We start from the raw sequence: 19,454 nt of genomic DNA, 5'->3' as shown, positions 1-19,454 counted from the left end.
TGTTAGCGTAGTCGTTTATTCGTCTTCGTTAATATGCAGGTACTGGTTAGCCAGCTTATGTCCTTTGATGGTGGCAATACCCAGTATAAAATGGGCGGTTACCTGTTCCATTACCGTGTGCAGGTCAAACTGATCTGCGGGGTATTGTATCGGATCAAATGCGGCTTCCAGCTGTAGCTGGCGCATACGTGCTACAATATCAATATGGAGGTTATGACGATATAGGCCTTCCGTCATGCCTCGTTTTAGATTGTCTTTGATATTAGTTAGTATCGCATCCCCCTTAAAACTTTCAATACTCTTCCAGGTGTCCGGATGGTACTTCTGGATTTCATACAACATCACCGGGTTAAGGGTTTTGGCTATGCTGGTAACATATTTCATGTTACGCATCATTTCTTCAATGGCATCGGCTGCGGTTTGCAGCGATGCGGTAAAATAGTTAATATGATTAGTTAACAACTGCTGCATCCCTTCGTCTATCAATGCCTGTTTGTCTACAAAGTGCTCGTACACAGTTTTCTTGGAGATACCACAATCACGTGCAATGTCGAACATTGTCACACCTTTCACACCGTAGGTTCTGAACATTTTCAGTGCCGTTTCCAGTATCCGTTCTCTCACAACCATGATTTCCGTTATTATGCTTTTATTCCTTTTATGAAGATCTCCAGCAGTTGTTTTTGTTTCTCTATGATATTGTCCATCATCTCATCATCGAGGTCGGTATCTTCCCGGATGTGATCCGGAACAGAAAAGCGCAGGCCCATGGTAGCTTGTACCAATAGTTCGGCTACCTGTGCGGGATCTGATACTTTAAATTCTCCCAAAGCAATACCTGCCTTAATGATATCTGTATGGATATTGAATTCTCTTTGTTTGGCTTTCTTTTTCTCCGCCAGGAAGAAGGAGGAGTTGTCTTGTATGATTTGAAATAATTCGAGGCGACAGAATTTACGGATAAATTCTTTTCGCAGATCGATGATATTATATAATGCCTGCGCAGCCGACTTCAATTCTGCTGCTTCTTTCTCCATTGTCTGGAAATAGGCTTCCGCAATTTTTTGTAGTACGGCTGTATGCAGGGCTTTTTTGTCCGGGAAGTAGTAATACAGCGATGCTTTAGAGCAGTGAAGATCATCTGCTATTTCGTTCATCGTTGTTTTGGATGCGCCATAGTGAGTAAAACGCTTCAGAGCCGCGTCCAGGATTTTATCCCGCATTTCATCTTTAGCTTCTGTTTGCATTAACTTTTTGACTTTTTTAGTTTCAGGGTCAAAATTAGGAAGTTTTTCGGAAATAGTAACAACAGTTGACCATTTAACAGGTTTTTAACTTTTCGACGCAAAAAGTCAAAAGGAAGATATAAAGAGCTGAAAGCATAAAGCGTAAAGCAAAAAGCTATTAAAGCGATTGAAAAGAGCGAATAAATACCCGCTTCTTTCAATCGCTTTAATAGCTTTTTGCTTTACGCTTTATGCTTTCAGCTCTTTATATCTAGCTTAACTTTTCAAGGGCAGCCTGCAGTTTTTCGAACATTGCCGGGATCTCTTCTTTCACGCAAGTACCAACGCTGAGGCGGTACCATGGAGAGTTTTTAGCAGATCCGAATGCGTAGAACGGCACCAGGGCCAGTTTTGCTTCATTCAGGATGTACGAAGTAACTGCAGCCTGATCAGCCAGTACAGCACCATCCGCAGTTTTCTTACCTACCAGGTCAAATTTAACCGTCAGGTAAATAGCTGCCTGAGGTGCAATCGCTTCTACCTGGTGACCTGCATTTTTCAGTTTATCGAAGCCCTGGTAAATTTTCACCAGTCTTTCTTCGATTTCACCTTTGAAGTGTTTCAGGTAAGTATTTACATTCTCTTTCTGTACCAGGTAGCGGGCAGCAGCTTTTTGTTCTGCCATTGGGCTCCAGGCGCCTACGTGAGAGAGAATAGATTTCATTTTACCGATTACGTGTGCGGGTCCTAAAGCCCAACCTACTCTTACGCCGGTTGCAGCGAAAGCTTTACTCATACCATCAATGAAAATGGTATAGTCTTTCATTTCAGGACGGAGGGAAACCGGGTTGTAGTGGTGTGTGTCACCGAAGGTGAGTACCCAGTACATCTGGTCGAACAGCACATAGAGTGGCTTTTCGTCGGCACCCCTGCTTTTATTTTCAGCGATAACGAGGTCGCAGATTTCTTCCAGTTGTTGTTTGCCGAATGCAGTACCGGTTGGGTTCTGCGGCGAGCAAAGCGCCAGGAGGGAAGCTCCTTTCAGCAGTGGCTTCAATTCAGCCGCTGTAGGCATGAAGAAGTTTTCCGGTTTGGTTTCCAATACCACGTGCTCCGCTTCCAGGAAGTGGGTGTAGTGGTTGTTGTTCCAGGACGGAGTTGCATACACTACTTTTTCGCCACGGTCCAGGATTGTTCTGAAAGTAGCATAAATGATAGGACGACCACCGCAGGAAATCACGATTTCCTTGGCTGGGTCGTAGGAGAGACCTTCACGCTCAGCTATAAAATCACCTACAGCCTGTCTTAACTCCGCGATACCATCAGCAGGAGGGTAGTTAGTGAGGTGCTCCTTATAGGCTGTTATGATTTCCTGTTCAAATTCAACCGGGATGGGAAATACCTTCGGGTCAAAATCACCAATGGTGAAATTATAGATCTTCTCACCCTTGGCCTGTTTCTCCTTTATTTCAGCTGCTAACTTAATGATTTCGGATCCAATCAGTGTTTCGGCTAAATGAGACAGTTTCATAACCTGCTTTTTTTGTTGGTTTGGAATAATTTTTTTTAGCGCGGCAAAAGTAACCGATTTGAAGATAATTTAAAAGAATCAGGGAATTCTTTTCACATTCGTCAATAACTAACAACAGATATTACATCTCATCTAAATAAAAGCCTTTTTTCTATCTTTCTGTTTAGTATTATATTAAAAACAAATGTTTGAACCCTCACAAATCGTTGTGTAAAACCGCATTATCTTAGTGTATAAGATGTGATGAAATTAGGGAGAATGACAAAACTTTCTATCTTTGTTTACAGTACATTTGACCTTTTATGCAAGGTAACATGTGAATCAGGCCACCTGCCTTAATGGTTACCCAAGAACAAAAAATGATAAGCAAACTTATATAACTCATGAAATTTATTGTTTCTTCCTCTACTTTATTAAAACAATTACAACAGATCAGCGGGGTTATCAATTCCAACACAGTATTGCCTATACTGGAGGATTTCCTATTCCTGATTGACAAAAACGAACTGACTGTAGTTGCTACTGACCTGGAAACTGTTATGCGGGTGAAGCTGGAGGTGGAAGCCAAGGAAAGCGGACGTATCTGTATCCCGGCAAAAATCCTGATGGATTCCCTCAAAAATCTGCCAGACCAGCCCCTCACTTTCCACATTGACCTGAATTCTTACGCAGTAGAAATTACTTCAGACAATGGTAAGTACAAGGTAATGGGCGAAAATCCGGAAAACTTCCCGAAGGAACCTGCTGCTGACGACACCACGTCTTTTACCATGTCTGCCACTGGCCTGGTTACCGCTATTAATAAAACCCTGTTCGCCGTAAGCAACGACGACCTGCGCCCCGCTATGACCGGCGTATTCTTCGAAATTGCTCCCGGCAGCCTTACCTTCGTAGCCACCGATGCACATCGCCTGGTGAAATATGTAAGAACAGACGTTACCTCTCCGCAGGCCGACAGCTTCATTGTGCCTAAAAAACCACTGAACCTGCTGAAATCTGCCCTGCCAGATAACGAAACGCAAATTAAAATCGCTTATAGCCAAAACCACTTCTTCGTGCAACACGAAGGTGCACAGATGATCTGCCGCCTCATTGATGCCCGTTTCCCTGACTATAAGGTAGTAATACCAAAAGATAATCCTTACCGCCTTACCGTAGTAAAAAGCGACTTCCAGAACGCTTTAAAACGTGTAGGCGTGTTCGCTAATAAAAGCACCAACCAGGTAGCCCTCAGCATCACCGGCAGCGAATTACAACTCTCCGCCCAGGATGTGGATTTCTCTTTCGAAGGTAATGAGCGCATGAATTGCCAGTACACCGGCGATGATATGCAAATTGCTTTTAATGCGAAATTCCTCATCGAAATGCTGAATGCTGCAGAAGGTGATGAAATCTCCATCGACCTCGCTACAGCTACCAAAGCAGGTATCCTCCGCCCTTCCGAAAAAGAAGAAAACGAAGATCTGCTGATGCTGGTAATGCCATTGATGCTGAATAACTAAGCATTTAACTAAAAACAGATAAGCGATTAAGCCGAATGAGGAGCACATGAATAATGTGCTTATCATTCGGCTTAATCGCTTTTATCATTATCGCTTTTATGCCTTTAGCTTTAAATTAATATATAATACGATACTCCCCAAGTGCTTGCTATTTTCTTTGCCCATGGCTCAAAAGAGCCTTTTATTATTCCTTAAATAGTTGTAATTTTTCATCGGAATCAAGGGTAGAAATACCCCTCCAGGTTCCAGGACCGTAACGCAGAGATAATAACAGTAACGTATATATGTTTGCTGTGTATTATATTATAAGATCACTTCCCCATATCCACCGTATAGATTTTGTTGGCCTGGTCAGGAAAAACCAATAAAGCGCAGCATTAGTACAACTATATATATTACCGGTTATGGTAAGTTTTTTTGAACATATTCCATCTGTGTACCGCACAGCCATTTTAGTTGGTGGACTCCTGCTATTATGGATACTGGAAGGCATGGTGCCAAGATTCCGCTTCCGCGGCAATCGCTATAAACATGCGGGTACCAACCTGTTCTTTACGCTGACCACCATCATTGTAAATACCGGGCTGGCCTTCCTGGTGGTGAAAGCCTCCCAATGGACTACTGACAACCGGTTTGGACTCCTGTATCTCACCCGTCTTCCATTATGGCTACATGCTTTACTCGCCATAATGTTGCTGGATTTCCTGGCTGCATGGCTCATTCATTGGGTACAACATAAAACCGGGTGGATGTGGCAATTTCATAAAATACATCATATAGATACACAAATAGACGCAACCACGGCACTCCGGCACCATCCAGTTGAAAGCCTGTTCCGGATTATTGCGCTCTTTGCGGCTATCCTTATCCTGGGTGTCCCATTCTGGATGATCATGCTGTATCAAAGTTTGTCGGTAGTATTCTCCCAATTCAGCCACGCCAATATCCACCTGCCGCAATGGCTGGATGATGCGCTTAGCTGGATCATTGTATCACCCGACATGCACAAGGTGCATCACAGCCACTACCAACCGCAAACAGACGCCAATTATGCTAATATATTCTCTATATGGGACCGGATATTCGGCACCTTCGTTAAAGTGCCAGACACGCTTTCCATTCACTATGGATTAGATGAGTACCAGGATCCCCGTTACCAGGAAATAGGATCCCTGTTAAAAGTGCCCTGGGAAGCTACCGGAGTGGTGGAAGAAAAAGTAAGTAGTCAACATCACAACCTATAAGCAAATTTTTATTCCTTCACCTGTTTTTAAAACTCGAATACATATGCAACAACACTCAACAGCTCTGACAAAAACAGCTTGTATTTCAGCACTCATTATTGGTGTATTATCGGCCGCATTTGCCTTTACCACCAAAACTCCTGGCTATGCCGTAACTGCCGGTTCAGTAGCCATCGTGATAGGTCTTATCTCTTTATTTATCGGAAGAAAAAATATTGATGATATGCAGCTCGCTGCTGCGGGTATATTCATGGCAGTTGTCGCTTGCCTGGTAGGCTTATGGCAGTTGTATAACTGATTTAATTTCGTTTATGGTACTTTTCCACATAGCCCTCAGCGGCTTTCACAGGAAACAGTAGCAGCGAAGTATCTGACAGTTCTTTAATGATAGTAGTATCCACAATGGTGGACGTGTCTTTTACACCTTCGGAATGATTCCATAATAACAAGGTGTCGTGCGTCAATTGCCATTTTTCGTATACAAGCGTATACATATTAATGGACCTGGCAGTTCCGTTCTTTCTTAGTTGAAAACCCTGCATTTCCCTATCCAGGCCTGCTACAGGCTGAATCCACATCCCTATGAGCTTAGCTGCATCCACATGCAGCGTATCCGCAACAGCAGCGATGCTGTCAGTAATGCCGGCATTACTGCTGTCTGCGATACTTACCAGGCTACTGTCGTCGAACAACTCTTCCTTACTATCTTCCTTATGCGTTCTCCCATTACATGCAACGGCCAGTATCAATAAACACACTAAACTGAATCTTACCATAACTTAAAATTACGAATTACAAATTACGAATTACGGATTTGTGAGAAGATAATAGCGAATGATCTCCTCGCAAATCCGCAATTCGCAATTCGTAATTCGTAATTCTAAAAAATTGCATTACTTTTATGCCTACACTTTAGGGGTGTTTATCCACCATGTAGGCGGATAAACTGAGATGATACCCTCAGTACCTGAAGCAGTTCGTACTGCCGTAGGGAAAAGTAACTGAACCTTTCTCATCTTTCCACATCCTTAAAGTTTATTGTTTCACCTTAATTCCAATTTATCATGGAAGTGCATGTAAACAATAAACTTTATGCGGTGCAGCCAGGAACAACCATTGCTGCACTCTTACAGTTTATTCAACTCTCTGCTCAAAAAGGCATCGCGGTAGCCGTTAATAACCAGGTAATACCCAAAATCCACTGGGAAAACCAATCGTTATCGGCCGCAGATAATATCACCATTATCCGGGCCACACAAGGCGGTTAACTCCGTTGACTTAAATTTCGTATATCCTTTTCCGTAGTGTTCAATTACGGAACGGACATTTCTATCTGCAAAAATCCAGACATCATGCAACAACAACCTGTGGCTATCAGCCGCACACCCTTTCCTGCATCAGAAAAAATCTATGTAGACGGCCATATCCATCCTATAAAAGTAGCCATGCGTCAAATAACGTTAACGGATACACGCATTGACGGCAGAAACGGCGCATCTACTCCCAATGAACCCGTAGTAGTATACGATACCAGCGGCGCATTCTCTGATCCCAATATACCCATTGACGTTAGCACCGGCATTCCCCGCGTCCGCGAAGAATGGATTCATGACAGGCAAGACGTAGAACAGCTACCACAATATACCAGCCCCTTTGTCAGAAGCCTCATGCAGGAAGGAGGAAAAATGCCACTGATGAGCCTTACTCACAAGCCACTTCGCGCTAAACCAGGGCAAAACGTTACACAACTTTACTATGCGCAACAGGGCATCATTACACCGGAAATGGAATACATCGCCATCCGCGAAAATCAATGCGCAGATAAACTATATGAAGAAAATAACGCATTGTGGCATCAACATAAAGGACAAAGCTTTGGCGCCAACACACCCATTAAATATATTACGCCTGAATTTGTACGCCAGGAAATTGCTGCCGGCAGAGCCATCATTCCTTCCAATATCAATCACCCGGAAAGCGAACCCATGATCATTGGACGCAACTTCCTGGTGAAAATTAACGCCAATATTGGTAACTCCGCCGTGAGCTCCAGCATTGAAGAAGAAGTGGAAAAGTCAGTATGGGCCTGCCGTTGGGGCGCCGATACCATCATGGACCTCAGCACCGGCAAAAATATCCACGAAACAAGAGAATGGATTATCCGGAACTCTCCCGTTCCCATCGGTACCGTTCCCATTTACCAGGCACTCGAAAAAGTGAACGGAAAAGCCGCCGACCTTACCTGGGAAATCTTCCGCGATACCCTTATTGAGCAGGCAGAACAAGGAGTAGATTATTTTACCATCCACGCCGGTGTTTTATTAAGATATATACCACTTACCGCCAAACGCGTTACCGGTATCGTTTCCCGCGGTGGCTCCATTATGGCGAAATGGTGCCTGGCACATCACAAAGAAAACTTCCTGTATACCCACTTCGAAGAAATCTGTGAAATCATGAAAGCCTATGATGTGGCGTTTTCTTTGGGAGATGGATTACGCCCCGGCAGCATCGCGGATGCAAATGATGCCGCCCAGTTCGCAGAACTCGAAACCCTCGGGGAACTGACTAAAATAGCCTGGAAACACCAGGTACAGGTAATGATTGAAGGACCAGGACATGTACCTATGCAGCTCATTAAAGCCAACATGGACAAGCAACTCGAGCATTGCCACGAAGCACCATTTTATACATTAGGCCCCTTAACAACGGATATCGCACCCGGCTATGATCATATCACTTCCGGCATAGGCGCCGCTATGATAGGCTGGTTTGGCTGTGCCATGCTTTGTTACGTTACGCCTAAAGAACACCTGGGATTACCGAATAAAGAAGATGTACGACAAGGTGTGATCACTTACAAAATTGCGGCACATGCCGCCGACCTCGCCAAAGGGCATCCGGGTGCACAACACCGCGATAACGCCCTCAGCAAAGCCCGGTTTGAATTCCGCTGGGAAGACCAGTTCAACTTAGCACTGGATCCGGAAACCGCCCGCTCTTATCACGATGAAACACTGCCGGCAGAAGGTGCCAAAATTGCACACTTCTGCTCTATGTGCGGACCTAATTTCTGCTCTATGAAAATTACCCAGGAAGTAAGAGCATTTGCTGCCGAACAGGGTATGGCAGCAGAACAGGCCGTAGATGCAGGTTTGAAAGAAAAAGCGGCTGCCTTTGCGGCACAAGGCGGAGAAATTTATTTATAACAACGGATTCAAAAAATCATTCTTGATCTGGGTCATCACATCACCTGAACGTATACACGAAGAAGAGCAGATAATAGCCGCACTATTATCTGCCGGCGCTTCGCGGGTACTGCTTAGAAAACCGGGATGGACAACAGCACAATACCGGGCATTGCTGGATACAATATCTCCCGACTACTATGACGCCCTGCTGATCCGCGACGAACCGCTACTGGCAGTGGAATACGGTCTGGCTGGTGTGCACTGGAGTAAAGCAGTCAACACATTTTATGCCACTACGGTATATACAGAAAACAGTATCGGTATCCATTCAACAAACGAGATAACGTTAACGAATAAACGCTATTCAACTTTGTTGTTAAGCCCGGTGTTCAATAGCATCTCCAAACCCGGCTATACCAGCAGGGCAGCCGGCATGCTGACCAACAAAGATCATAGGCCCGTACTTGCTTTAGGTGGTGTGGACCACACAAATATCATCTTTCTAAAAAAATGGCAGTTTGATGGCGCCGCTTTACTGGGCGCTATCTGGCAAACACCGGCAAAAGCCGTTGAAAACTATTATCGCATTCAGGAATTATGGAACAAGAGCGACCTTACGTGATGAGCTTTGCCGGTCTGGATCCCAGTGGGGGAGCAGGTTTGCTGGCAGATATTAAAACATTTGAACAGCACCGGGTAACTGGCCTCGGTGTTTGTACCGCCATTACGGTACAAACACCCGAACAATTTATTTCAGTAGAATGGCTACCGGTAACGCATATACTGGCACAGGCGAAACCGTTGCTGGGCAATCCATTGCTGCAATACTGCAAAATAGGCATCATGGCGGATATTCAATCTTTACTGGAATTAGTCCGGCAAGTCAAACTATTGTCGCCCGGTATCCGTATCATCCTGGACCCCGTACTAAAGGCGTCTGCCGGTTTTACCTTCCACGGCCATATACAGCAACAGGCCTGGAAAGAGCTCCTGCCTGAGCTATACCTGCTCACGCCCAACTACGATGAGGCGTTAGCGTTAACAGGGCTTACAGACGGGGAAATAGCTGCGAGAAAACTGTCGGAATGGTGTGCGGTACTGTTGAAAGGCGGACATCATAAAAACAAGCCCGGATACGACACTTTATATACCGGCGATGTGATACATACATTTAAACCGGTATTACAGCAAGTATATCCCAAACATGGCTCCGGCTGTGTATTATCCGCCGCCATTACCGCCGGCCTCGCCAATGGCCAGTCACTACACGACGCATGTGCTAATGGTAAGGCATATACGGAAAAGCTATTAGCCAGTCATTCATCATTAACAGGATATCATCACATATGATCAGCAAATTACACTACATATCACAACCAGACCATATCGGCAACATCACCGCAGCATTGGATGCCGGCTGTAAGTGGATTCAACTGCGCATCAAAAACGAATCGCCGGACACTATTTTACCCGTAGCCGAATCGGTAAAGAAAATCTGCGATCGGTATCAGGCTGCCCTCATCATCAACGACTACCCACATATTGCGGTGGCGGTGGGCGCCGCAGGCGTACACGTAGGCCGCCTGGATATGACCGTGGCTGCAGCCCGGGCCATTACCGGCAACAACATGATAGTAGGTGGTACCGCCAACACCCTGAACGACATCCTGCAACATGTAGCAGATGGCGCCAGTTATGTAGGTGTGGGGCCTTACCGCTTCACTACTACTAAACAAAATCTGAGTCCCATACTGGGCCTGAGTGGCTATCAGCAAATTTTACAGGCATTAAAAGAAAAAAATATAGCCATCCCCCTTATAGCCATCGGCGGTATTTTACTCGATGATATCTCCGCCCTGATGGAAGCCGGCGTACATGGTATTGCGGTAAGCGGCCTGGTTACACAGGCCATAGACAAACAAAGCATCGTGCATCATATTCATCAACAGTTAAACCATACCCCCACATGGAGCCTTTAATCATAGCCGGCAAGCAGTTTTCTTCCCGGTTGTTTACCGGTACCGGCAAATTTTCTTCGCCCGATATCATGGAAAGCGCCTTGCTGGCCTCCGGCAGCGAGCTGGTCACCGTAGCGCTGAAACGGGTGGAGATGGATAACAAAGCAGATGATATGCTACAACACCTGCAACATCCGCAACTCAACCTGCTACCCAATACTTCCGGTGTGCGTACCGCCAAAGAAGCCGTGTATGCGGCCCAACTGGCCCGGGAAGCACTGGAAACGAACTGGATCAAACTGGAAATACACCCGGATCCCCGCTACCTGATGCCAGACCCCATAGAAACCCTGTTGGCCGCTACAGAACTGGTAAAACTGGGATTTATAGTACTGCCTTACATACATGCGGACCCGGTGTTGTGCAAGCGGCTGGAAGAAGCCGGTACCGCCGCCGTTATGCCCTTGGGTTCTCCGATAGGTAGTAATAAGGGATTAAAAACGTTCGACTTCCTGGAAATCATTATTGCGCAAAGCAATATTCCGGTGATCGTAGACGCCGGTATTGGCGCCCCCTCTCACGCAGCACAAGCCATGGAAATGGGCGCCAGTGCGGTATTGGTAAATACCGCGATTGCCGTTGCCCGCAACCCGGCGCAAATGGCAGTAGCCTTCAAAGCCGGGGTAGAAGCAGGACGCATGGCTTATGAGGCAGGTTTGCCCGGCAGTAGCCAGCAGGCCATTGCATCCAGTCCGTTAATCGCGTTCCTGGAGGAAGCATAACGCCATTTTATCATCTATTTAATCCATCATCATGTTTAAAAGCATATTTGATCAGTATGAGTGGGAGGAGGTAAAAGCCAGTATCTATGCTAAAACATCCCGGGATGTAGAGCAGGCGTTGCATCATCAACGGCGTTCGCTGGACGACTTTGCCGCACTCATTTCCCCAGCCGCAGCACCCTACCTGGCACAGATGGCCGCCATCAGCAATACCCTTACCCGGCAACGGTTTGGCAATACTATGCAGCTGTACATTCCCATGTATCTCTCCAACGAATGCCAGAACATCTGTACCTATTGCGGGTTTAGCCTGGATAATAAGATCAAAAGGAAAACCCTCAATCCGGCAGAAATACTGCTGGAAACCGCGGCCATCAAGGAAATGGGGTTTGATCATGTGCTGCTGGTAACCGGAGAAGCGCATCAACAGGTAGGTGTTGACTATTTTAAGAAGGTACTGCAATTACTACGGCCTCATTTCTCCAATATTTCCATGGAAGTGCAGCCTATGGACGAGCAGGACTACCGGGAGCTGACCGAACAGGGACTACATGCCGTGCTGGTATACCAGGAAACCTATCACCAGGACGACTATAAAAAGCATCATCCCAAAGGGCGCAAGTCGAACTTTGAGTACCGGCTGGAAACGCCGGACCGACTGGGACGTGCAGGTATTCACAAAATGGGACTGGGCGTGCTGATAGGCCTGGAAGACTGGCGGACCGATAGTTTCTTTACCGCCTTACACCTGGGCTACCTGGAAAAAAAGTATTGGCAAACTAAGTATAGTATTTCCTTTCCACGTTTGCGGCCATTTTCCGGCGGCCTTACGCCTAAAGTGGTGATGAACGACCGGGAGCTGGTACAACTGATTTGTGCTTACCGGTTGCTGAACCAGGAAGTAGAACTCAGCATTTCTACCCGTGAAGAGGAAAAGTTCCGGGATCATATTGTTCATCTGGGCATTACGGCCATGAGTGCGGCTTCTAAAACCAATCCGGGTGGATATACCGTAGATGCGCAGTCGCTGGAACAGTTTGAGATTTCAGACGAACGGAGTGCCGCAACCATAGCGAAAATGCTGAAAGGACAAGGATATGAGCCGGTTTGGAAAGATTGGGATCCTTCCTTTTCAGGGCAATAAAAAAGGTGGCTGGTTAGACCACCTTATTATTATTGTTTTTCATGGGGAGGTTAAAATGTATACAAGCGTCAATTTTACTTCTCTCAATCCTGTTAAAGATAGCACCACTGATAGAAATTAAAAAGAGGCAAACTAAACTGAACAAAATGAACAGACGGGATCCCAATGAACAGCACCTCTTTTTCCACCTCATTTTTCCGGACTGAACAGGGCCTGAGCCAGACCGGAAAAGCAATAAAAAGGGCTGCTTCAATTGCTGAAGCAGCCCTGTACCGAAAATCCCGTAGTTGCCATATTACTTATTAAGATAAGTATGATTGGAATCTTATAATATCAAAAGTAACAGGGTCCTCCTGAACAACCGCTATAAGCACTGATATGAACAAAAAGAACAACTACCCTTTAAATGCACAAAATGCCTGTTGATTCGTTGCATCAGGATAGCTGTTGACATTTTCATTTCAAAAGGATCGTTCTTTAGCTAAACCCTTTATCAACAAGTACCTCCGAAGAAATATACCAGTTAGCACCCGTCCTTTTTTGTCCCGGATGGTGGAGAAGGTTCCACAACACAGCAGGGTCAACGATGTGGAGATGGCTGTAAACAAAGCAATTACCTGATTGGCATAAATTTTTTAGCGGTATAGGCGAATCAAATCCTTGAAACAATGAATAGCCTTCTTTATTTAATTGCCGTAATTCTTATAATAGGATGGATACTTGGTTTCTTTGTTTATTCCGCAGGATCATTAATACACGCTTTGCTTGTGCTGGCTATTATTGCGATCCTCGTCAATATTATCAGGGGTAGAGCGGTATAGCAGCTATTATACACCCGGTTTTGATATGCCCACTTTTAAAAGCACTTCAACAGGAAACACTTTCATCCGGTAGACGAGAAAGCTTTGCTGCGTTAACTATTGCCAGGCCGAAAAACAGCCGCTGATAGTTAACAGTTGCCTGTTATCCATCCGGGAATCAGGATAACAGGCAACCTAACAAGGTTTTCCATTCTACCGGATTTTGTTATCTTACGCAGCCTAAACCGAACCCGTTAATGAATTTGAAACTGCTGGTTATCCCTTTTCTATCGCTCTTTATCGGTATTCCCGCGATCGGACAAAACTGCAACTGCAAAACCGAGTTTGTACATCTCAAAGATCAAATCACCCAAAATTATGCAGGGTTCCAGGATAAAGCCACCAACACTGCATACCTGGTATATACCAAGGCAATTGCCAAAGCAACAGAAGAAGTAACTACCTCGCACCACTGTGCTTTGTTAATGGCCGACTGGTTGACCTTCTTCCTGGACAGGCATATACAGCTGGGAGAAAACCCATTATCAGCCACCGATTTACAAAAAATAGTGGCAACAACAGAAAGTATACATCTCACAAAAAAACAACTAAATAAACTCCCTCATTCGAAAAGTGTAGAAGGGGTCTACTGGAGTAGTGATTCTGCAGACTGCATCGCCATCATCAAAAGTCCTAACTCCGTCCGGGACTTTGCGGGTGTCATTATCTCTTCAAAAACAACCGGCTGGAAACCAGGTCAGGTTAAACTGGAGCTGAGACCATCCAACAGAAAAAATGAATTATTGGGCATTACGTATGATACAGACCATACTCCTTACCTCGAAACGTTTTCGTTTGACACCCATACCCTGGGCGCCTGGCAGCGGGAAGGTACAGTAGCTAATAACGAAGACGCTTCTACTGAAAGCGTTACTGGTAAATTACTATCAGACCAAACACTCTATCTCCGTATCCGGTCTTTCGATCAAAGCAATGCAGCCAATATTGATTCCCTTTTTAAAACATACAAAGTCCTCCTGCACAAAACCCCTAACCTGATTATTGATATCCGGAACAACGGTGGCGGCTCCGACTTCACGTATGCACCGGTCACACCGTATCTTTATACCAACCCCGTTCAGAAAATTGGTGTAGACGTACTTGCCACCGAACAAAACATCAATGCCTGGAAAGCATTATTGAAAATGAATGATCTTCCTGCCGCAATAAAAAAACATATTACCGACGTAACGGAGGAAATGGAACAACATAAAGGGACCTTCGTCAGCACAGGCCCAGACGAAACAGTCACATCAGACAGTATCAGTACCTGTCCAAAGAAAATAGCCATTCTGATCAACGGCCGATGTGCCAGCACCGCAGAAGAGTTCCTGATGGAAGCTATACAAAGTAAAAAGGTAACCCTTATGGGCGAGGCTACTGCAGGCGTATTGGACTATGCCAATATGAGACAGGCACCAGCTTTTCCATGTTTACCCTATACTTTATATTACGCCACCACCAGGAGCCGGAGAGTTAATATTGGAAAAGGTATCGACAATACTGGTATACAGCCGGCCGTAAAATTATCCCCCACATTGAATTGGATTACTGCTGCGCAACAGTTCCTGGAAAAATAATGAACCGGGTTTATCAGCCACACCATCGTGTTGTGGCTGATAAACCATCCTCAGACAATATCCCTTTCCTTCTCCCCAAAATACTTTTTCTTTTTTAAAACCAATTTTTAAAAGACCCCGTATATGTCGATCAGGTGTCTGCGCGAGCGTACCTGCCGGCATCAATAAAACCCGCTACTGTTGCATAACAGAGCATTGTGACCATGTATTATCTCACCACGTAAAATCTTACATTATGCACATTATGAAAACCTCCCTTCGGGATGAGGGTAAAGAAGCTATGCCCAATATCCAGCGTCGTAACTTCCTGAAATACCTGGGTATGGGAGCTACATTTGTTACTGCTGCTACAGTTGCCGCCAGTTGCCATAAAGATGATAACAACAACCCCTCCGGTGGTAATGGTGTGAGTTTAGGTACAGGAGATGTGGCGGTACTCAATTATGCGTATGCATTGGAACAGCTGGAAGCAGCCTTCTACACGCAGGTAGTTAACAACCCCTATGCAGGCATGACTTCTACCGAACTGGATTTCTTTCAGAACATCCGGGATCATGAAATTGGTCACCGCGAATTCTTTAAAGCCGCATTAACCACCAGTGCAATCGCAGGACTAGAAGTAAACTTCAGCAGCATAGATTTTTCCAAACGGGATAGTGTACTGGGTACCGCAAAAGCATTTGAAGACCTGGGCGTTTCCGCTTACAATGGCGCGGCCCAGTATATTTCAAAAACAGCTACGGGGTTGGTATACCTCGGGCTGGCAGGAAAAATTGTATCTGTAGAGGCCCGGCATGCGGCCTATATCCGCGATCTTATTACCCCCGGATCCTTCGCCGACACAGATGTAATAGACGCCAATGGCCTGGATAAAGTAAGAACACCCGCCGAAGTATTTGCTATTGCCGGCACTTACATTAAAACAAAGATTGACACCACCACTTTGCCTAAATAAGCTTCACCTGTTAAAATACTAATCATATGGACCTTCTTAATATTTTCAAAGAAATCGAAAAAATCGATCCCGAAGTATACGACAGGCTGGATTCCCGCCGCAACGCCATGAAACAATTTACCAATCTCAGTGGTAAAATTGCACTGGCAGCCATTCCGTTTGCACTGGGTAGTATGTTTAACAAAGCATATGCACAAACACCCGGCACCTCGGTGACAGATGTGCTGAAGTATGCGCTGACACTGGAATACCTCGAGGCGGCTTATTATACCAAAGGCATAAATACGGCGGGCCTTATTACTGCTCCTGCAGCGCAAGCCGCCATACAAACCATACAAAAACATGAAAATGCACATGTCATTTTCTTAAAGGGCGTGTTGAGCAGTATGGGCACTTCTTTGGACAGTCCTACTTTTGATTTCACCGCAGGCGGTGTATTCCCCACTGTTTTCAGTGACTACAACGTATTTCTCGCCATAGCACAAGCTTTCGAAGATACCGGTGTCAGGGCCTATAAAGGACAGGCAGGTAATATCCAAAGTAATGCTACCGTGTTAACCGCGGCATTAAGTATTCATTCGGTGGAGGCCCGCCATGCCTCGCATATCCGTTCTATGCGCCGCGCTATTGGCCAGCTGGGCGCCACTACCGCACTTAAACCGTGGATTACACTGAACCAGAGCGGTATTGCCGATGCACATGTAAATGCCACCTATGCAGGAGAAGAACTGACCATGCAAGCAGGTATCAACATTTCAGCATTGGGAAATATCGGCGCAGACAGGGCTTCCGAATCATTTGATGAACCATTGGCCATGGAAGATGTACTGAATATTGCCAAATTATTTATAAAACCTTAAGTACGCTATCAGTTGGTCAGATGGAGAAAAGGCTGGCTCTTTCGGGCCGGCCTTACTACGTAGTATTCAGAAGGGTGATAACACCATAAAAACAATACTGCTCCGGCGTTGTTATCTTCAGAAAAACCTGCTTTATGAAACGCTTGCCATTATTGTTAGCATGTGTCATCTTTGCCGCCTGTCATCAGGCCGGCAAACACACCGGGAACACAGATAGTACGGCAACCAAATCCACAGATGCAGATACGGCCTCCCAGGTAACTTATACCGGTACACTTCCCTGCGCCGATTGTCAAGGCATAGAAACAGAACTCACCCTGTACCGGCAGCCGGATACCCATTTCACACTGAAAGAAACCTACCAGGGTAAAAACCAGACATTTCCCAGTGAAGGTAACTATGTAATACGGCATGGTACGCCGTCAGATCCCGGCGCCACTGTGATACAACTCAATCCCGACAAAGACAAAAACCTGCAACGCTATTTTCAGCAGGTAAATCCTGACGAGCTGAAGATGCTCGATATAGATCAACGGGCTATACAAAGTAATCATAATTACACCCTAAAAAAGGTTTTATAGCAATTTTGCAACAAAATTGAATGATAAACAGGCGCTGGTTTAAAATAAACCGGCGCTTTACATTTTATCAAAAAAGTCGCTTAAATTTAGCGTTGACCTTGTGACCTTTTATTACTCCATCATGCTATGAATCGATTTTTGGGCTATCTGATTTTACTACTGATAACTGCTACCCATGCCTATGGTCAAACTTCCACCGACAGTCTGCTCCGGGAGTTGAACAAAGCCATGGAAAAATCAGCCGTCTATGATTCTATCAAATTAAGAGGTATTGATAGCATAAAGCGCGGCTTGCCGGCTGTAGCCAATAACCCCACCGGGCGGTTTCACATCTACGAACAACTCTATAACGCCTATAAAGTTTTCAATTTCGATTCCGCTTTTGTATATGCCCGGCAACTGGAGCAGTTGGCCATACAACTACATGATCCGGTATATATCACTGCCTCCAAAATCAAAATTGGCTATGTACTACTATCGTCCGGCATGTTTACCGAAACGGCGGCTTATGTAAATACCATCGATGCCACTGGCGCACCCGATAGCATCCGGATAGAGTTTTACCTGATGAAAAGCCGGTTGTATTTTGACCTGGCAGACTATAACCAGGATAGATATTACACCCCCACCTATATTAAACAAGCCAGTGCTTATATTGATTCGGCCCTGGAGCTGATACCCGTTAATTCTTTCGAGTACCGGTATAATAAAGGCCTCCAACTATTTAAAATGGGAGATGTAGCCGGAGCCCTGGCCATTTATCCCAACCTGGACACACCGGGAATCAGCGACCGTAAGCTTGCGGTGTCTGCCTGTACGCTGGGAGCCATTTATGAAGCCCTGCATAATACAGATACGGCCATAGCGCTGATGACCCGCTCGGCCATTGCCGATATCCGGTCGTCTACCAAAGAAACTATGGCCAGTTACAGCCTGGCCACCCTGTTATTTGAAAGAGGGGATATCAAAAATGCCTCCCACTGCATTGAACGTGCCATTGGAGAGGCGGTATTCTACGGCGCCCGCCAGCGAAAAGTGATGGTAAGTAGTATTTTACCCATTATTGAGCATGAAAGAATCAATACCGCTGAAGAAAGAACCAAATCGCTGCTGATTTATGCGGCCATTGTGACCTTGTTGCTGATTGCCCTGGTAGTACTGGCCATTACTGTATTCCGGCAGGTACAAAAATTAAAAGCCGCCCAGCGTATTATTACCGCCGCCCATTTGAAACAACAGGAAATCAATAATCAATTGCTGGAAGCCAATAAAATAAAAGAGGAGTATGTTGGTTATTGCTTTAATATCAATGCCACCTATATCGGGAAAATAGAAAAACTGAAACAAAGCCTGGAGCAAAAACTGGCTGATAATAAACCCAATGAACTGAAGTTTGTAGTCAACAACATTAATATCCGGCAGGAAAGGGAGGAGTTATTCACCAACTTCGACCGGGTATTCCTTAAAATATTCCCTCATTTTGTAACTGAGTTCAACGCACTTTTCGATAAAGACAACCAGGTAATATTAAAGGAGAATGAATTATTGAATACGGATATCCGGATCTTCGCTCTTATCCGGATAGGTATCAGCGACAACGAAAAAATTGCCAGTATCCTGGAGTACTCTGTTAACACCATTTATGCCTATAAAACCAAAATCAAAAAGCGGTCTTTAATCCCCAATGAAGAGTTTGAAAACCGTATTATGAGCATTAAAGCCCTATGAAAAAGCCTTCATTTCATCAATATATAAATATTTTATATATGAACGTAAGTAATTGATATACAGCATACATAAAACTTACATCTTGGTAAATTCCCTTTTATTTTCTATATTTTAATTGTAATACTTGTTGACCTGCTGATAGTGTTTTTACTTTGATTCCATCAGTAGAAGAAACCAAAAATCTAACTAGCATCTAAAACCATTTAAAGAAGACGAACGACACCGGTCGTTTCAAAAAACAATTTAATCCACGTTGATAAACTGCCGAGGCATTCTCTGCAAGCAACGCCTTATTTCCATTTTTTAAATAAT

At 45.0% G+C, this 19,454-nt stretch carries 20 protein-coding genes and 1 riboswitch; of the genes, 16 read left to right on the top strand and 4 right to left on the bottom strand.

Going from position 1 to position 19,454, the window contains the following annotated elements; all coding sequences use genetic code 11:
* Nucleotides 1–15 precede the first annotated feature (15 nt).
* The 3 genes from AC5ZC7_RS30150 to AC5ZC7_RS30140 all read right to left on the bottom strand — a co-directional run bounded on the left by AC5ZC7_RS30150 (nt 16) and on the right by AC5ZC7_RS30140 (nt 2,757).
* On the bottom strand, nt 16–630 hold the full coding sequence (locus AC5ZC7_RS30150) for a TetR family transcriptional regulator (protein WP_496161117.1): 615 nt from the start codon (nt 628–630) through the stop codon (nt 16–18).
* Nucleotides 631–641: 11 nt separating this feature from the next.
* Nucleotides 642–1,247: a TetR family transcriptional regulator gene (locus AC5ZC7_RS30145; protein WP_496161116.1), complete on the bottom strand. Its 606-nt coding sequence runs from the start codon at nt 1,245–1,247 to the stop codon at nt 642–644.
* Nucleotides 1,248–1,497: 250 nt separating this feature from the next.
* A complete protein-coding gene (locus tag AC5ZC7_RS30140; RefSeq protein ID WP_496161115.1) occupies nt 1,498–2,757 on the bottom strand; it encodes an aminotransferase class I/II-fold pyridoxal phosphate-dependent enzyme in 1,260 nt (419 codons plus the stop codon).
* A 383-nt stretch (nt 2,758–3,140) separates the two neighbouring features.
* On the opposite strand from AC5ZC7_RS30140, the gene dnaN reads away from it, so the two are divergent.
* The 3 genes from dnaN (at nt 3,141) to AC5ZC7_RS30125 (ending at nt 5,801) form a co-directional block, all read left to right on the top strand.
* Complete coding sequence (gene dnaN, locus AC5ZC7_RS30135) at nt 3,141–4,259, top strand: DNA polymerase III subunit beta (protein ID WP_496161114.1); 1,119 nt, start codon at nt 3,141–3,143, stop codon at nt 4,257–4,259.
* A gap of 404 nt (nt 4,260–4,663) precedes the next feature.
* Nucleotides 4,664–5,503, top strand: coding sequence for a sterol desaturase family protein (locus AC5ZC7_RS30130; RefSeq protein WP_496161113.1), 840 nt, complete (start codon nt 4,664–4,666; stop codon nt 5,501–5,503).
* Between the two features lie 43 nt (nt 5,504–5,546).
* Nucleotides 5,547–5,801: a hypothetical protein gene (locus tag AC5ZC7_RS30125; protein ID WP_496161112.1), complete on the top strand. Its 255-nt coding sequence runs from the start codon at nt 5,547–5,549 to the stop codon at nt 5,799–5,801.
* A gap of 1 nt (nt 5,802) precedes the next feature.
* On the opposite strand, the gene AC5ZC7_RS30120 is transcribed toward AC5ZC7_RS30125, so the two are convergent.
* Nucleotides 5,803–6,279, bottom strand: a complete 477-nt coding sequence (locus AC5ZC7_RS30120) for a lipocalin family protein (protein ID WP_496161111.1) — start codon at nt 6,277–6,279, stop codon at nt 5,803–5,805.
* A gap of 128 nt (nt 6,280–6,407) precedes the next feature.
* Nucleotides 6,408–6,514, top strand: a riboswitch (TPP riboswitch).
* Between the two features lie 53 nt (nt 6,515–6,567).
* Here AC5ZC7_RS30120 and thiS point away from each other — a divergent pair.
* From thiS to susR, 13 genes are all read left to right on the top strand, one after another.
* On the top strand, nt 6,568–6,771 hold the full coding sequence (gene thiS / locus AC5ZC7_RS30115) for a sulfur carrier protein ThiS (RefSeq protein WP_291919657.1): 204 nt from the start codon (nt 6,568–6,570) through the stop codon (nt 6,769–6,771).
* 84 nt (nt 6,772–6,855) lie between these two features.
* Nucleotides 6,856–8,712, top strand: coding sequence for a phosphomethylpyrimidine synthase ThiC (gene thiC / locus AC5ZC7_RS30110; RefSeq protein ID WP_496161110.1), 1,857 nt, complete (start codon nt 6,856–6,858; stop codon nt 8,710–8,712).
* Between the two features lie 22 nt (nt 8,713–8,734).
* Nucleotides 8,735–9,316 (top strand): thiamine phosphate synthase, encoded by a 582-nt coding sequence (locus AC5ZC7_RS30105; protein WP_496161109.1) that lies wholly within the window; start codon nt 8,735–8,737, stop codon nt 9,314–9,316.
* Complete coding sequence (locus tag AC5ZC7_RS30100; protein WP_496161108.1) at nt 9,292–10,044, top strand: bifunctional hydroxymethylpyrimidine kinase/phosphomethylpyrimidine kinase; 753 nt, start codon at nt 9,292–9,294, stop codon at nt 10,042–10,044. The genes AC5ZC7_RS30105 and AC5ZC7_RS30100 overlap by 25 nt, the downstream gene beginning before the upstream one ends.
* The gene (locus AC5ZC7_RS30095) at nt 10,041–10,673 is read left to right on the top strand and encodes a thiamine phosphate synthase (RefSeq protein ID WP_496161107.1); all 633 of its coding nucleotides are present in this window, start codon (nt 10,041–10,043) and stop codon (nt 10,671–10,673) included. The genes AC5ZC7_RS30100 and AC5ZC7_RS30095 overlap by 4 nt, the downstream gene beginning before the upstream one ends.
* Nucleotides 10,661–11,434, top strand: a complete 774-nt coding sequence (locus tag AC5ZC7_RS30090) for a thiazole synthase (RefSeq protein ID WP_496161106.1) — start codon at nt 10,661–10,663, stop codon at nt 11,432–11,434. The genes AC5ZC7_RS30095 and AC5ZC7_RS30090 overlap by 13 nt, the downstream gene beginning before the upstream one ends.
* 31 nt (nt 11,435–11,465) lie before the next feature.
* The gene (thiH, locus tag AC5ZC7_RS30085; protein ID WP_496161105.1) at nt 11,466–12,578 is read left to right on the top strand and encodes a 2-iminoacetate synthase ThiH; all 1,113 of its coding nucleotides are present in this window, start codon (nt 11,466–11,468) and stop codon (nt 12,576–12,578) included.
* 668 nt (nt 12,579–13,246) lie between these two features.
* Nucleotides 13,247–13,399 carry a lmo0937 family membrane protein gene (locus AC5ZC7_RS30080; protein ID WP_496161104.1) on the top strand — a complete coding sequence of 51 codons (153 nt, stop codon included), beginning with the start codon at nt 13,247–13,249 and terminating at the stop codon, nt 13,397–13,399.
* Nucleotides 13,400–13,635: 236 nt separating this feature from the next.
* Nucleotides 13,636–15,018, top strand: coding sequence for a S41 family peptidase (locus AC5ZC7_RS30075; protein WP_496161103.1), 1,383 nt, complete (start codon nt 13,636–13,638; stop codon nt 15,016–15,018).
* A 235-nt stretch (nt 15,019–15,253) separates the two neighbouring features.
* A complete protein-coding gene (locus tag AC5ZC7_RS30070; protein ID WP_496161102.1) occupies nt 15,254–15,973 on the top strand; it encodes a ferritin-like domain-containing protein in 720 nt (239 codons plus the stop codon).
* A 26-nt stretch (nt 15,974–15,999) separates the two neighbouring features.
* Nucleotides 16,000–16,833 (top strand): ferritin-like domain-containing protein, encoded by an 834-nt coding sequence (locus tag AC5ZC7_RS30065; RefSeq protein WP_496161101.1) that lies wholly within the window; start codon nt 16,000–16,002, stop codon nt 16,831–16,833.
* A 134-nt stretch (nt 16,834–16,967) separates the two neighbouring features.
* Nucleotides 16,968–17,414 carry a copper resistance protein NlpE N-terminal domain-containing protein gene (locus AC5ZC7_RS30060; protein WP_496161100.1) on the top strand — a complete coding sequence of 149 codons (447 nt, stop codon included), beginning with the start codon at nt 16,968–16,970 and terminating at the stop codon, nt 17,412–17,414.
* Between the two features lie 126 nt (nt 17,415–17,540).
* On the top strand, nt 17,541–19,142 hold the full coding sequence (gene susR / locus AC5ZC7_RS30055) for a SusR family glycan utilization regulator (protein ID WP_496161099.1): 1,602 nt from the start codon (nt 17,541–17,543) through the stop codon (nt 19,140–19,142).
* The last annotated feature ends 312 nt before the right edge of the window (nt 19,143–19,454 follow it).

It is taken from the genome of Chitinophaga sp. 9-1-y (genome assembly GCF_059511905.2).
Note: the sequence above shows the minus strand (reverse complement) of the source record. Positions and strands in the feature narration are given on the sequence as shown.